13 protein-coding genes are annotated in these 13,670 nt (G+C 70.5%); 5 read left to right on the top strand and 8 right to left on the bottom strand.

The features are described 5' to 3' along the window. Window position 1: 1 nt before the first annotated feature. From MT346_RS12470 to MT346_RS12460, 3 genes are all read right to left on the bottom strand, one after another. Entirely contained in the window at window positions 2–1,429 is a 1,428-nt protein-coding gene (locus MT346_RS12470; protein ID WP_243563400.1) for an ATP-binding protein, read from the bottom strand. A 134-nt stretch (window positions 1,430–1,563) separates the two neighbouring features. Further along, window positions 1,564–2,397 (bottom strand): SDR family oxidoreductase, encoded by an 834-nt coding sequence (locus MT346_RS12465; protein ID WP_243563399.1) that lies wholly within the window; start codon window positions 2,395–2,397, stop codon window positions 1,564–1,566. Between the two features lie 22 nt (window positions 2,398–2,419). After that, a complete protein-coding gene (locus tag MT346_RS12460) occupies window positions 2,420–3,058 on the bottom strand; it encodes a nucleoside/nucleotide kinase family protein (protein WP_243563398.1) in 639 nt (212 codons plus the stop codon). Between the two features lie 34 nt (window positions 3,059–3,092). On the opposite strand from MT346_RS12460, the gene MT346_RS12455 reads away from it, so the two are divergent. After that, window positions 3,093–3,464: a VOC family protein gene (locus MT346_RS12455; RefSeq protein ID WP_243563397.1), complete on the top strand. Its 372-nt coding sequence runs from the start codon at window positions 3,093–3,095 to the stop codon at window positions 3,462–3,464. On the opposite strand, the gene MT346_RS12450 is transcribed toward MT346_RS12455, so the two are convergent. Further along, window positions 3,465–3,905, bottom strand: coding sequence for an NUDIX hydrolase (locus MT346_RS12450; RefSeq protein WP_243563396.1), 441 nt, complete (start codon window positions 3,903–3,905; stop codon window positions 3,465–3,467). It abuts the gene before it with no gap. 106 nt (window positions 3,906–4,011) lie between these two features. On the opposite strand from MT346_RS12450, the gene MT346_RS12445 reads away from it, so the two are divergent. Beyond that, window positions 4,012–4,635, top strand: coding sequence for a GNAT family N-acetyltransferase (locus tag MT346_RS12445; protein WP_243563395.1), 624 nt, complete (start codon window positions 4,012–4,014; stop codon window positions 4,633–4,635). A gap of 22 nt (window positions 4,636–4,657) precedes the next feature. Here MT346_RS12445 and MT346_RS12440 read toward each other — a convergent pair whose 3' ends face one another. After that, on the bottom strand, window positions 4,658–5,644 hold the full coding sequence (locus tag MT346_RS12440) for a GTP-binding protein (RefSeq protein WP_243563394.1): 987 nt from the start codon (window positions 5,642–5,644) through the stop codon (window positions 4,658–4,660). 29 nt (window positions 5,645–5,673) lie between these two features. On the opposite strand from MT346_RS12440, the gene MT346_RS12435 reads away from it, so the two are divergent. After that, window positions 5,674–7,017 (top strand): hypothetical protein, encoded by a 1,344-nt coding sequence (locus MT346_RS12435; RefSeq protein WP_243563393.1) that lies wholly within the window; start codon window positions 5,674–5,676, stop codon window positions 7,015–7,017. 386 nt (window positions 7,018–7,403) lie between these two features. On the opposite strand, the gene MT346_RS12430 is transcribed toward MT346_RS12435, so the two are convergent. Next, window positions 7,404–9,116 (bottom strand): carboxylesterase family protein, encoded by a 1,713-nt coding sequence (locus tag MT346_RS12430; protein ID WP_243563392.1) that lies wholly within the window; start codon window positions 9,114–9,116, stop codon window positions 7,404–7,406. Between the two features lie 219 nt (window positions 9,117–9,335). Further along, window positions 9,336–10,637, bottom strand: coding sequence for an MFS transporter (locus MT346_RS12425; protein ID WP_243563391.1), 1,302 nt, complete (start codon window positions 10,635–10,637; stop codon window positions 9,336–9,338). A 214-nt stretch (window positions 10,638–10,851) separates the two neighbouring features. Here MT346_RS12425 and MT346_RS12420 point away from each other — a divergent pair, with 214 nt between their 5' ends. Both MT346_RS12420 and MT346_RS12415 read left to right on the top strand, forming a co-directional pair. Continuing rightward, entirely contained in the window at window positions 10,852–11,667 is an 816-nt protein-coding gene (locus MT346_RS12420) for a sugar phosphate isomerase/epimerase (protein WP_243563390.1), read from the top strand. Further along, a complete protein-coding gene (locus MT346_RS12415) occupies window positions 11,664–12,779 on the top strand; it encodes a Gfo/Idh/MocA family protein (protein ID WP_243563389.1) in 1,116 nt (371 codons plus the stop codon). Before MT346_RS12420 ends, MT346_RS12415 begins: the two co-directional genes overlap by 4 nt. Before the next feature lie 120 nt (window positions 12,780–12,899). Here the strand turns inward: MT346_RS12415 and MT346_RS12410 are convergent, their stop codons facing one another. Continuing rightward, window positions 12,900–13,580: a hypothetical protein gene (locus tag MT346_RS12410; RefSeq protein ID WP_243563388.1), complete on the bottom strand. Its 681-nt coding sequence runs from the start codon at window positions 13,578–13,580 to the stop codon at window positions 12,900–12,902. Window positions 13,581–13,670 lie beyond the last annotated feature (90 nt).

Raw genomic sequence — 13,670 nt, 5'->3', positions numbered from 1 at the left:
ATCAGCTGACGAGCCGCCACACAGCGCGGGGGTCTTTCGCAGCCTTTCCGACCCAGAGTACGAGGCCTTCTGTCGCGAGCGCGTCCAGACGGGCTTTCGTCGCAGGCTTGCTGAGCCCGATGCGCTCTGCGATCTCGCCGGTCCCGAGGTCGCGCTCTGCGGCGCGCAGGGCATCTAGGACGTCTTGCGCACGGGTCGGCAGTCGCGCGGCGACGTGCGGCTCGATTCGCGGGAGCGCGAGGAGGGTGAGCTTCACTGAGCTCTGCCCTTGCTCGTAGACGGGGTCGGTGAGGCCAACTCGTCGCATCTCGTCGAAGATGCGTTTGATCCCTTCGCCGAGTTCCTGTCCTATTCGGAGATCGGCACAGACCCGCGCTATCCGAGGGTTTCGAGCGAAGCGATCGATGTCGAGGGGTCGCCTCGGATCCGCCAGGCCGGGGAAGCGACCCGGACTCGTGATCTCGACTCGGTCCGGATAGATCTCGACGCGGATGTGGTCACCAGCAAGGCTGTACGAACGGTGTATGACTGCATTGACCATCCCCTCGAGCCAGGCATCTCGTGGAACGATGGGCGCAGGCTCGAACAGGCCAGATCCTCGGAGCGAGCGCCGCTGGGGTACCCAATCCTCGATGACTCGCGCGGCGTTCTGCACGGCGTAGGGGATGGGACCCTCGACACGCACGTCGTGACCTTCCTCGATCGAAAGGCGCGATCCGGTGCCGCGCTCGCGATCGAGGTACTTGATCACTCGGATGTACGCCTGCGGGAACTCGTCCTGAGGATGTTCGCCGAACAGGAGATAAGCGGCGTTCGTGAGCAGGCCCCGCCGAGTCGTCAAGCTCCGAGCCGCGAGTAGGCGAGTGTGCGTCCCGCTCGCATTCGTCGCAGTTCTGAACTGATCGAGGAGCGCCCGGTGCAGATCGTCCACCTGCAGGTCAGCGAGTGGTTGCCCGTCCCACTTGTTCTGGCCTCGGTCGTAGGTGAGTTCCTGACGTTGATCGTGTTTCAGCTTCCTCGACTCGTCGCCGACGCGCAGGTAACAGTCGCCGTTCTTCAATTCGTGCACGACATCACAAGGATCGATCCGCATCACGACGAGGGCATCGACCTCGCCAGCCTCGTTGATGCAGGGAACTTGCTCGGTGCGGGCTCGCACCGGTGGCTCCGTGTGGTCGATCGCCGCTTGTTGGAAGTCGTTGAGGCGGTGAGCTGAACGCTTGAGGCCTTCGACCTGGCCGCTCCGGAGCCCGAGAACGATGACGCCTCCCTCGGCGTTCGCGAACGCGACCAGGTGCTCGGCGAGGTCCTTGGCAGCGATCCGGATCGACTTGCGGTCGAACCACTGGTCTTCGCGGAGCGTACACAGCCGTGGTCCGACTTCTTCGATCGGCGCAGCAAGTGCCTTGTCAACGTCCAGAGCAGTCATCACCGGGAGCCTACGGGCCTTTGTAGTAGCTTTCGAGTACAGCCCCGTTGTTTGTGGATAACTCCGAAAAACCCAGATCAGAGGTCCGTAGCGCCCTTCGGGACGAGCGATGCCCGATGTTGCAGTAGGGGTCGTCAGCCCGCGCGCAGCACGTCCTGCAGGGTCATCGGGGGGCGTCCTGTGACCCGCTCGACGTCGCCAGACACCCGTGCGAGCGCACCCTCGGCGATCGCCGTGTAGGTGCTCACCCACGCGTCGGCCTGCCAGGGCTCCGGGTCCCACTGCGCCCGCGATGCGTAGGCCTCGTCGAGCGTCTCGCGGTGGTACGTCACGGCGCGGCCTCGTTCGGCGCTGACCGTGGCCGCCGCCTGCTCGAGGGTGATCGCCACGGGCCCGGTCAGCTCGTACGTCCGGTCCAGGTGCGCGGTCGGGTTCGCCAACACCGTGGTCGCCACGCGGGCGACGTCGGCGCGTGCGACCGCTGCCATGGCCCCGTCGCCGGCCGGTCCCCGGATCACGCCGTCCTCGCCGACCAGGTCCTCGACGAAGTCCAGGTAGAAGTTGTCCCGCAGGAACGTGTGCGCCATCCCCGTCGCGCGGACGGCTTGCTCGGTGGCCCAGTGGTCGCGCCCGAGGGTGAAGGTCGCGTCAGCGGCCGCGCCGGAGAACGACGTGTAGACGACGTGCCGCACCCCGGCGGTGGCCGCGGCACCCACGAACGTGCGGTGCTGCTGCAACCGGTCCTGGGCCTCCGCTCCGGACACCATGAGCAGGACGTCGACGCCCTCGAGCGCAGCGCGCGACGCCTCGGCGTCGGCGAACGTCGCGGTGCGGACCTCGGTGCCGGGCAGTTCCGGGGCGCGTGCGGCGTCCCGCACGATCATGCGGAACGGCACGCCGTCCGCGGCGAGCGCGCGGGCGACGGCGCCGCCGATGTTGCCGGTGGCTCCGGTGATGGCGATGGTCATGCGGGGGTCCTCTCGCAGGTGGTCAGGTCCGGATCGTCCAGGAGGCGCGGCTCACCGTGGGTGCGACGCGTGCGGCGTTCACGCCGTCGACCTCGACCGCCCAGCTGCGGGCCGCCTCGTGGTCGCGGCCGTGGCGCATGTGCCGACCGACCAGGCGGTCCACGCGCACCCGGTCGTCGACCGCGCAGAACCACGTCTCGGTGAACAGGGTGGGGAGCGCTGCCCAGGGGTCGCTGTCGTCGAGCAGGTAGTTGCCCTCGGAGACCACCAGCCGGGTACTGCGCGGGACGGCGATGCTGCCCGCGACGGGCTCGTCGACCCGGCGGTCGAAGTCGGGTGCCCAGACGACGGGCTCCGTGGCGGCGACCAGGCGCCGGACCAGCGCGACGTAGCCGTCGGCGTCGAACGTGTCGATCGCGCCCTTGCGGTCGTGCCGGCCCAACGCGTCGAGGGCGCTGTTGGCCAGGTGGAAGCCGTCCATCGGGACCTGCACGGCGACCCCGGTACCCAACCGGGCGTCGACCGCGATCACGATGCGCCGTGCGAGCGTCGACTTGCCCGTGCCCGGTGCCCCGGCGATGCCGAGCACGGTGCGCTCGCCCGACGAGGCCAGCTCGACCGCGCGTTCGACGGCCTGGTCGACCGTTCCCTCCGCGCGCACACGGACATCCTGACAGAGGTGTTCACTGTCGGTCATGAGCATCGATGCGACGAAGGCGTTCAGCGGGTTCTCGGTCCGGGACCCCGCCCAGGCGAAGGCGTTCTACACGGACGTCCTGGGCCTCGAGGTGACCGAGGAGCACGGCATGCTCTGGATCCAGCTCGGTGACGGCCACCAGGTGCTGGTCTACCCGAAGGGCCCGTCGCACGAGCCCGCCGCGTTCACCGTCCTGAACTTCCCCGTGCCGGACGTCGACGCCGCGGTGGACGAGCTCGCCGGCAAGGGCGTGACCTTCCTGCAGTACGAGGGCATGACCGACGAGAAGGGCGTGAACCGCAAGGGCGGCCCGCTCATCGCGTGGTTCACCGACCCCTCGGACAACGTGTTCAGCGTCGTCGCGGAGTAGTCAGGGGGTGAGCTCGCCGGCCCATCCGAGCGCGATCGGCACGATCAGGCCGTGGCGGTGGTGCGGCAGGTCGGCGATCGGGATCCACTCGGCGCGCTCGGTCGAGCCGTCGGTCTCGTCACGGAGCTCGCCGCCCGTCACCGTGACCCGGAACACGACCTGCACGGCCTTCATCGGCCTGCCGTTCTCGTGCATGCGGCGCTCGGCGGGCACCAGGTGGTGCCGCACCCCGAGGAGCTTCCCGACAGAGACCTCGTACCCGGTCTCCTCCATGAACTCGCGGACGACGGCGCGCTCGACGCTCTCGTCGTAGTCGACACCCCCGCCGGGCAGCGCCCAGGTTCCGGCCTCGGGGAACCGCTGCATCGCGAGCAGGACGCGCCCGTCGTGCGTGGCGACGCCGTAGGCCGCGAGGCGCGTGTCGTAGTCCGTGTACTCCATCGAGTGACCATCCCAGCAACGGGAGACATCCTCGGGATGCCGCGCCGAGCCTCCAGGCCGTGGTCGGACTACCCTGACGGCCAACCGAGCCGAGGAGGCGGACGTGATGGCGACCACGGTGGACACCGAGGCAGGGGCGGTGTCGTTCAGGCCCGGCAACGATGTGCCCTGGGCGGACCTCGACCTGGTCTTCGGCGAACGGGGCGACCCGGCGAGCTGTCACTGCCAGTGGCTCAAGACCTTCGACCGCACGTTCACGGACATGCCCCGCGAGGAGCGTACCCGGCGTTTCCGAGCCGAGGTCGGGTGCGACGACCCCGACGCGCGCGAGACCACCGGCGTCGTGGCCTACCGGGACGGCGAGCCCGTCGGGTGGGTCGCGGTCGAATCCCGTCCGGCGTTCGTGCGCCTGCGCAAGACGCGTGTCGCTTGGGCCGGACGCGACGAGGACCGGACCGACGAGGGCGTGTGGGCGATCCCGTGCTTCGTGGTGCGGAAGGAGTACCGGCGGCAGGGGATCAGCCACGCACTGGTCGTCGGCGCCGTCGAGCACGCCCGGCAGCACGGAGCCCGCGCGGTCGAGGGGTACCCGATGCAGTTCGCGGCCGGCAAGGAGGACGTGTGGGGCGAGCTGTTCGTCGGACCGCGTTCAGCGTTCGTCGCGGCAGGGTTCCGCCAGGTGACGCACCCGACCGTGCGCCGGTACGTGATGCGCCTCGAGTTGCGCTGAGTCCAGCGGGCCCGGCCGTCGCTCACCGGCTGAGACGGATCAGCCGTCTGAGCCGTCGGAGACCGTCACCGGTGCCCTCGTCGCCGCCGTGCAGCGCATCGTGGAGTGCGACTCGTGCCCGAGCGACGTCGAGGTCGTAGCCGATCGCGACCAGGGCGCGCTGGTCGGTCGCTGATCCGAGCGGTGCCACGTGGGGAACGGTGCCGACCACGTGGACGACGAAGGGCCGCGTCGCAGCCCCCACGCGAACGTCGACGACGCCCTTCACACGACGCACGCCGTCCGGCACCCCGTCGATCAACCGCATCAGGGCAGCAGCGCTCGTGGGTCCGCGCTGGTCGACGGTGACCGCGGTCGCGTGTCGGTGCGGCGGCCCGTCCCCCATCACCGCGGCGAGGTCGAGCACCGTCGGGTCGACCCGGTGCGCGACGTCGAACACCATCACCGGGTCGATCCCTCCGTGGACCGCCGCCACGACGGTTGCGCCACGACTCAGTGCCCTGACCTGCCGCAGGAGGGGACCGACGGCCCGCACGCGGTCGGCCTTGTTGACGACCACGATCGTCGCCGACCGGAGACGACGGTGGTCAGCGCGATCCCCCGGCGACGCATGGACGAACTGCGCGGCGTCGACCACCTCGACGACCCCACCCCACCGTGCCCGCGGCGCCCCGGAGAACCGGATGAGCCGGGACAGCGCCGCCGGGTCAGCCACGCCGCTGGCCTCCACCAGCACGGCGTCGAGTGTCAGACGCGGATCGGTCAGACGCGTCAGCGCGTCGTCGAGCCCACCCGAGTCCGGCAGGCAGCAGATGCACCCACCGGTGATCGAGGCCACCTCGTCGACCTGCCCGATGACCAGGCCGGCATCCACGTTGACGGCACCGAAGTCGTTCACGACGACGCCGATCCGCGCCCCCGGGGCCCGTAGCAGCGCGTTCACGACGCTCGTCTTCCCCGCGCCGAGCGGTCCGGTCACGGCGATCACCGGGACGGTCGTGGCTGCCATCGTGCTCCTCGGGTACTAGTGTGTTGAGAATGATTATCAACAAGGTACGGCACTCGGTCGTGGTGCGGGCATCGGTTCGGGTCGCCGCCGCGGTCCTCCTCACCAGCACGCTCACCACGCTCGGGCTCGCCCAGCCGGACGTCGCCCACGCCGCGCGCACCGACCGACCGGACTGGTTGCTCGTCGCGGACGCACCTGCTGCAGTGCTCTCGGTCGTCGACGAACACACCGGCGCCCGGCGCGACCACCTGGACGGCGTGCGGCTCGGCACCCACGCCGGGGTGATCCAGCTCGGACACGGGCACGTCGCCTTCGTCGACGAAGCCCGACGAGCACTCGACGTCCTCCGGATCACGCAGTCCGGACGCGTGCGGATCGTCCAGTCGTTCGCGATCCCCCAGGTCGCCGGCCCGTGGAACCGTGCCGGGTGGATCTCGACCGACGTGACGCGGCGCTACATCGCGGTCGGGTCCGACGTCGACGACTCGACGCGCCAGCAGGTCACGCTCGTCGACCGGACGCGCAACCAGGCACACACGGCGTCGATCACGACGCACCGGGTGCAGCTGGCGACGACCGGCAAGCCGGGCACCGAGGAGATGGAGACGTTCCTGGTCGGCCACCCGCTCGAGCTGGTCGTGACGGCAGGTGGGGTGTTCGACGCCTACTCCGCACGGTCCGTCCTCGCTGGCGACACGGCACCGGGGGTGATCGCCTCGACACCGCTCGGGCAGTACCCGCACGGACCGATCGTGGACGCATCCGGCACGACGATCGGCTCGACCCTGCACGACGGCATCGAGACCGTCCGGGTCGACCAGCACGGGTTCAGGCCGGCGACCACCGCCCCGTACCCGGTGCCTGCGGCCCAGAGCTTCCGCCCGCGGATGGCTCCGGACGGCACGACAGCGGTCGGCACGCAGGCAGGGAGCTCCCCGACGGCGCCGGCCCTGCTCACGTCGTCGTCGACGGTGCACCCGGGCGTGCGGACCGTGCGGTTGCAACCGGGGACGGTCACGCGGTCCGTGGTGACTGCGACGTGGGCCGCCGCCGTGGTGACCAGTGCGCAGGGTACTGACACGCTGGACGTCGTGGACCGCGCCGCGGACGGGTCGTTCACCGGGCACGTCACCCGGATCGCGGTCGACCGGGCACGGACGCCGACCACGGGAGCACGGTTCCTCGCCGCCTCGGCGGACGGCACCAGGCTCTTCCTCAGCAGAGCCGGGGACACGACCGTCACCGTGGTCCGTGTCCAGGGTCACGCGGCGACGGTGGTCGCGCACCTGTCGGCAGGCTCGGCCATGTCGGACGGCGGCTACCTGGCGACGGTCGACGCCGGGGTCCGCCCCTTCGACCTCATCGGCCGGTGACCGAACGCGCAGACGGTCGTGGGCACGGACAGAGGTGTCCGTCGGCGCAGCGCGGTTTCCTCGCCCGTCGGCGCAGCGCGCTGTCCTCGCCGGTCAGCGCAGCGCGGTGTACTCGTCCGTCAGCGCCGAGCGCCAGCCGACCCGCATCCGGGCGACGGCACGGTCGAAGCCCGGCAGCACGTCGGCGTCGTCGCGGAGCAGCGACTGCATCTGCAGGCCCTCGTACAGCGCCAGGAGCTGCTCGGCCGCGATCCGCGGGGACACCCCTCGGCTCTCCCGCCCGCGCACGACGTCACGGACGAGTGCGAGGGTGAGGTCCTCGTAGGTCAGGGCGTACTGGCGACGGAACCACCCTGCCGCCGCGTGGCCGGGGTTCGACGCCGCGCTCAGCAGCGCCAGGCGCAGACGGACGAGCGCGGGGTCGGCCAGGCCGGTCTCGAGCCGGGCGCGGACGTGGGCGACCGCGCCGTCCTGTTCCGCGATCTGCCGGAAGGCCGTCTGCTGCGCGGTGGACCAGCGGTCGATGACGGCGATGATGAAGAGCTCCCACACCGGGTAGGCGCGGTGGAACTCCTCGACCGTGACGTCGGCGTGCTGGGCGACGGCCCCGACGGTGACCTGGTGGAAGTCGGCGGCACGGTACGCGAAGATCCCCGCCGACACGATGCGGTCGCGGAGGTCGACCTCGGTCGCTGACATGCGTCGATTCTCCTGTCTGGGCTCGCGGCACGCGACCGCCCGTTCGGGGGATCGCGCCGGACGGGTGGTGGCGACGCCCTGGAGGCCCGGTCGAACGTCAGCGTCTCGTCGTCGGCTGCCGTGACCCGACCCGTCCGCGCGAACTCCGCCCAGATCGCCCGGATCCGCGGGCCGCGGCGCTCGACCTCGGGCCAGTCCCGCTCCGGCACGAACCGGCTGCCGGCCCAGGCGTCCCTGCGACCGAGCAGCAGTGGCAGGTCGCTCATGTGCACCGCCCCGGTCGGCTCGACGGTCGCACCGCGGAGCAGCCGGTAGACGATCGCGGTCCCGCCGGCCTGCCGGTGCCGTTCCGCGAAGGCCCGGGCGTCGCGGCCGTAGATCACGGCGGTCAGCGGGCGGACGACCCACCAGCGCACGAGGGACCGGACCAGGCGGTCGTGGACGATGCGCTTGAGCACCGGAGTCACGGGCACGTACATGCCGGCCTCGTCCGACCCGGAGCCGATCAGCACGTCGTACTGCGCAGCCACTCGGCGCCAGGCGTCCTCGCGGTCGCGTTCGGCCGGCAGCGGTGCGTGGCCGTACTGCGGGCCGTACGGCATCCCCGCGCGGAGCCCGTACGGCGCGGCGGCCTTGGTACCGAGTGCCTGTCGCGCGAGCAGTTCCGGCACGGGAGTGTCGTCGGAGAGTTCACCCACTGCCCGCAGCATCGCCGCATTCATCCGGGACCGACCGCGCGACAGCCCGAGCGGCGCGCTCTGGATCACCGCCCGACGGAACAGTCCCTCGACGCCGTCACTGATCATCAGGTTCGCGATGGCGTCGGCGCCGGCGGACTGCCCGAACGCGGTGACCGTGTCCGGGTCACCGCCGAACGAGGCGATGTTCGCGCGGACCCACCGGAACGCCTCGATCAGGTCGAGCAGTCCGAGGTTCGCCGGCACCCGCACGCCGTCGCCCAGGAACCCGAGCACGCCCAGCCGGTACGTCACCGTCACGACGACCACGCGCTGCTCGGTGACCAGGTCGTACGGGTCGTTGATCGGCAGGTCCCCGCCGCCGATCACGTACGAGCCGCCGTGCACGTAGACCATCACGGGCAGGCGCTCGTCGGCGCGGGCGTCTGCCGGGATCGTGATCGAGAGCGCCTGGCAGTGTTCGTCGACCGCGGCGTCGACGACGTGCAGGAGCTGGTCGATCACGTCGACGCTCGGCTGCGGGGCGACCGGGGCGGGGACGTGGGCGTCGAACACGTCGGGGAACGGCGGCACCGGCTGCGGCGGGCGGAACCGGTCCGCCCGCGCGTAGGGCACGCCGAGCACCCGGATCACGGCGCCGTCGCGGATCCCGCGGATCCGGCCGGCTGGGCTGTCGAAGGTCGGGGTCGCGTCGTCGAGCACCCGGCCACGCTAGCCCGGGAGGCTCGGTGCGAGCCCGGCGCGCCGGTGCCGGCGCGGTGCGGGTCCGGTGGGCCGGTGCCGGCTCGGCCGGGTCCGGTCGGGTCCGGTCCGCACCCCGTGACCGACATCGCGCCCCGTGGAGACGGGGCGCGATGTCGGCGAGGGGGTGCGGAGCAGCGAGACCGGCCGGCCGGGTGGGGTGACCTCGCGGCCGCGAGCTCAGCGCACGCGCTTGATCGGCAACACCACGAGGGCGCCCACGATCGCGACGGCTCCGGCCGCCCAGCACATGAGCTGGTAGTTGTCGGCGGTGCCGTCCGATCCGATCTTCAGGAAGAACAGTGCCGCGGCGGGCGCCAGGGACTGCGGCAGCGCGTTCGCGATGTTGATGACGCCGAGGTCCTTGCCCGGACGGTCGGCGTTGGGCAGGACGTCGACGACCAGCGCCGTGTCGATCGCCGAGTAGATGCCGTAGGCGAAGCCCATGATGACCTCGGCGACGTAGAACCCGTTCACGGTGTCGGCGTGGGCCAGGACGACCAGGCCGACGGCGAACAGCGCGGTCGAGCCGGCGACGAAGACCTTGCGGCGCCCCAGGCGGTCCGACAGCCAGCCGGAGATCGCCGCGCTGACCAGCAGCGCGATCGTGTAGAGCAGCACGCCGAACGCGACGGCCGCGGTGGCGTCACCCGCATCGGCGATCCCGATGTGCTCCTGCATGTAGAGCAGGCGGTACGTCGTGAACATGAACGTCGCGAAGATGATCAGGAAGCGCGACCACCACGCGAACGCGAAGTCCGGGTTCTTGATCGGGTTCGTCCAGAACGAGGCGACGAGGTTCAGGAACGTGAACTTCTTGAGCGGGTAGCTCGGCAGTTCGTCGCGGGCCACCAGGGCGTAGACGACGACCAGGACGATGGCCAGGATGCCGGGTGCGATGAACAGCACGGGCAGGTTCGCGACGAAGAACACCGACAGGTAGGTTCCGGCGAGCACGGCGATGTTCTGCGCGAGGGCGATGATGCTCGACGACTTGCCGCGCTGGAACTCGGGGACGTTGTCGGCGAAGCTCGCGGTCAGCGTGGAGAGCACGGTGTTGGCGGCCAGCTGGGCGAGCAGCCACCCGAGGGTCAGCTGGAGGGTGTCCGGCGCGAACGCGATCCACGCCAGGGCGATCGCGAAGACGACCACGCCGGTCAGCATCCACGGGCGACGCCGTCCCCAGCGGGTTCGCGTGCGGTCGGACAGGGCGCCGGCCAGCGGGTTCATGATGAGCGCACCGAACGCACCGATCGGCAGCACCGTGCCGATGACGTTCGCGGCGTCGTCCCCGACCAGGGCCTGCGCCTTGAGCTGCATGCTCACGTACACCGGCGCCATGAGGGCCACGAACAGGCCGAACTGCCCGAGGAACAGGGCGACCTGGTAGCCGATCCCCACCTTCAGCGTGCTGACCGGCTGGGTGATGCCCGCTTCCGGGTGCACCAGGGTCGGGGTCTCCGCGGGTTCAGGTGTGCTCATGACGCCTCCTTGAGTCGATGAAAACCATGCTGTGCAAGGTTTTACCTGCGTGAGCCTACATCGGATCCACGTTCCGCGACACACGTCGTCGAACTTCGGGCGTCAAAAACTACACACCGGGTGGTTTTCCGTGTAGCGTCGTCCTCGATCTCGCCGTGGAGCATCGCTCCTCGACGGGCCGCGACACCCAGTCAGGACCGAAGGAGCCTCTGCAATGCCCACCACCTCTGTGCAGCTGTACTCACTGCGCGACGCGATCGCCGCCGACCTCGACGCGGCCATCGCCCGTGTCGCCGAGATCGGCTACGAGAACGTCGAGCCGTACGCGTTCGTCGAGCGCGCCGCCGACCTCGAGCGCGCGTTCGCCGCCACCGGCCTGAAGGCTCCGTCCGGCCACGTGGCCGTCATCGACGCCACCGACACCGCGCCGATCTGGGACGCCGCGGAGCGCCTCGGCATCCGCACGGTCATCGACCCGTTCATCCCGACCGACCGCTGGCAGACCGCCGACGACGTCGCGAAGATCGCCGAGCGCGTCAACGAGCTCACCGCCGAGGCCACCGCCCGTGGCCTGCAGTTCGGCTACCACAACCACCAGTGGGAGTTCACGAACAAGGTCGACGGCCGCACGGTCTACGACCACTTCGTCTCGCAGATCAGCCCGGAGACCGTCCTCGAGCTCGACACCTTCTGGGCGACCGTCGGCGGCGCGGACGCCCCGGCCGTCCTGAAGGCCCTGGGCGACCGCGTCGTCGCGATCCACGTCAAGGACGGCAAGGTCGACGGTGACATCCGCACCGCGCTGCCCTCGTCCGAGAGTGCCCTCATCGTCCCCGAGGCGCTGCAGCGTGCGTTCGAGAACCAGACGCCGGCCGGCCAGGGCGACGTCGACGTGGCCGCCATCCTCGCCGCCGCGCCGCGGGCGATCCGTGTCGTCGAGTTCGACGCGTACTCCGGCGACGTCTTCGAGGGCATCACCGAGTCCCTCACCTGGCTGCGGGCCAACGACACCGCCGGGACCGCCGCGTGAGTCGCGTCGGGATCGGCATCATCGGTGCCGGCAACATCTCCACGCAGTACCTGACCAACCTGACGCAGTTCGCCGACGTCGAGGTCCGTTTCGTGGCCGACGTGCTGCTCGACCGTGCTGCGGCCCAGGCGGCGGAGTACGGCGTGCCGAACAGCGGGTCGGTCGACGAACTGCTGGCGCGTGACGAGGTGCAGATCGTGATCAACCTGACGATCCCGGCCGCGCACGCCGAGGTCGACCAGCAGATCATCGACGCCGGCAAGCACGTGTGGAGCGAGAAGCCGATCGCCACCGACCACGACTCCGCTGCCGCGGTGCTCGCGTCGGCGGCGGCGAAGGGGCTGCGCGTCGCGACGGCACCCGACACGGTGCTCGGTGCCGGCATCCAGACGGCCCTGCGCGCGATCGCTCGCGGTGACATCGGCGAGCCGCTCACCGCGACGACGATGTTCCACGTGCCCGGACCCGAGGCGTGGCACCCGAACCCGGACTTCCTGTTCGCGACCGGTGCAGGGCCGCTGTTCGACATGGGTCCGTACTACGTGACCACGCTCGTGCACGCCCTCGGTGCAGCCACCCGCGTGCAGGCCGTGTCGTCGAAGTCGTTCGACCGCCGGACCATCGCGTCCGGTGACCGCGCCGGCGAGACGTTCCCGGTCGAGGTCCCGACCCACCACGCCGCGCTCATCGAGTTCGCCGGCGGGCAGTCCGCCCAGTCGACGTTCTCGTTCCAGCACGCACTGCCCCGCATGGGCTTCGTCGAGATCAACGGCACGCTCGGCACGATCTCGCTGCCCGACCCGAACACGTTCGAGGGCGACTCGACGCTGTGGCGCTACGGCCAGGACGAGCCGGAGACGATCGCCGCCGTCGGGTCGACCTGGGGCCGCGGCACCGGTGTCGTCGAGCTCGCCCGCGCCATCGCCGAGGGGCGTCCGGAACGCGCCTCGGGTGCCACCGCGCTGCACGTCCTCGACGTGCTGCTCGGCATCCGCGACGCTGCCGCCAACGGGTCGGCCGTCGACATCACGTCCACCGTCGAGTCGATCCCACCGCTGCCCGAGGACTTCGACCCCTCGGCCGCGGTGCTGACCGCCGGCATCGACGCGTAGTCGGACGCAAGGACAGTCGCGGAGTCGCACGCAAGGACGAACGCGCAGTCGCACGCGTGACATGCGAGAACGGCCGGTCCCCGGGGTGGTGGGGACCGGCCGTTCTGGTGGTGCGGGGTGTTACTTGATCTGTGCGGTGATGGTGGCGGTGCCGACGAGCAGGCCGCCCTTGACGGCGTCGGTCTTGAAGGTGCTGTTGAGCAGCTTCGCGGCGTCGTCGGAGACGTGGACGGTGGTGCCGGTCAGGATCGCGTTGTCGCCCTCGAGCTGCAGCGGCTTCAGGGTGCCACCGTGCAGGGAGAACAGGTACGCGTTCGACGCGGCGACCTGGCCGTTGACCAGGACGTCACCGGAGAGCTTGGACGAGCCCGGGTTCACCACGAAGTTCTCCAGCGTCACCGTGGTGTCGCCGGCCTTCAGCGTCAGGCCGGAACCGTTGTGGTTCAGCAGACCCTGCACGTAGGGACGGTACGACCCATCCGGCGACCAGTACGTGACGGAGCCGGCGGTGATCGGGAACGACACGGCGCCGTTCTCGAGCTTCGCGGTGCCGGAGACACCCGGGGTCAGCTTCAGGCTGGTGAGGGCGTCGGTGAAGCCCTTGTCGAGGGCGACGGAGGTGTTCCCACCGAGCACGTTCGGGACCGAGGCGACGGGGGCGGGGATCTTCGACGAGGACGACGCGACGGTGTGGACCGTGGGGGTCGCAGCGTTCGCGGCGGAGATGCCGAACCCGGCACCGCCCAGGATGATCGCGCCGGCAGCGGCGAGGGAGACCGTGGTCTTGGTGAACTTGCGCATGAGTGAGTCCTTCTGCTGTGAGCACGCCGAACACACCCCCCAAGAGGGTGGAGAACCAGCTACCTGCGGCTGGTGAGCGCTCCGGGTGTT

The sequence above is a fragment of the Curtobacterium sp. VKM Ac-2922 genome (genome assembly GCF_022815645.1).
Classification (GTDB): Bacteria; Actinomycetota; Actinomycetes; order Actinomycetales; family Microbacteriaceae; genus Curtobacterium.
This window is presented reverse-complemented; position numbering and strand designations above follow the sequence as displayed.

What these genes read in the sequence shown, in the direction of transcription:
- MT346_RS12470 (WP_243563400.1), bottom strand. Translation starts at nt 1,429, where the DNA reads ATGACTGCTCTGGACGTTGACAAGGCACTTGCTGCGCCGATCGAAGAA.
- MT346_RS12465 (WP_243563399.1), bottom strand. Translation starts at nt 2,397, where the DNA reads ATGACCATCGCCATCACCGGAGCCACCGGCAACATCGGCGGCGCCGTC.
- MT346_RS12455 (WP_243563397.1), top strand. Translation starts at nt 3,093, where the DNA reads ATGAGCATCGATGCGACGAAGGCGTTCAGCGGGTTCTCGGTCCGGGAC.
- MT346_RS12450 (WP_243563396.1), bottom strand. Translation starts at nt 3,905, where the DNA reads ATGGAGTACACGGACTACGACACGCGCCTCGCGGCCTACGGCGTCGCC.
- MT346_RS12445 (WP_243563395.1), top strand. Translation starts at nt 4,012, where the DNA reads ATGGCGACCACGGTGGACACCGAGGCAGGGGCGGTGTCGTTCAGGCCC.
- MT346_RS12440 (WP_243563394.1), bottom strand. Translation starts at nt 5,644, where the DNA reads ATGGCAGCCACGACCGTCCCGGTGATCGCCGTGACCGGACCGCTCGGC.
- MT346_RS12435 (WP_243563393.1), top strand. Translation starts at nt 5,674, where the DNA reads ATGATTATCAACAAGGTACGGCACTCGGTCGTGGTGCGGGCATCGGTT.
- MT346_RS12425 (WP_243563391.1), bottom strand. Translation starts at nt 10,637, where the DNA reads ATGAGCACACCTGAACCCGCGGAGACCCCGACCCTGGTGCACCCGGAA.
- MT346_RS12420 (WP_243563390.1), top strand. Translation starts at nt 10,852, where the DNA reads ATGCCCACCACCTCTGTGCAGCTGTACTCACTGCGCGACGCGATCGCC.
- MT346_RS12410 (WP_243563388.1), bottom strand. Translation starts at nt 13,580, where the DNA reads ATGCGCAAGTTCACCAAGACCACGGTCTCCCTCGCCGCTGCCGGCGCG.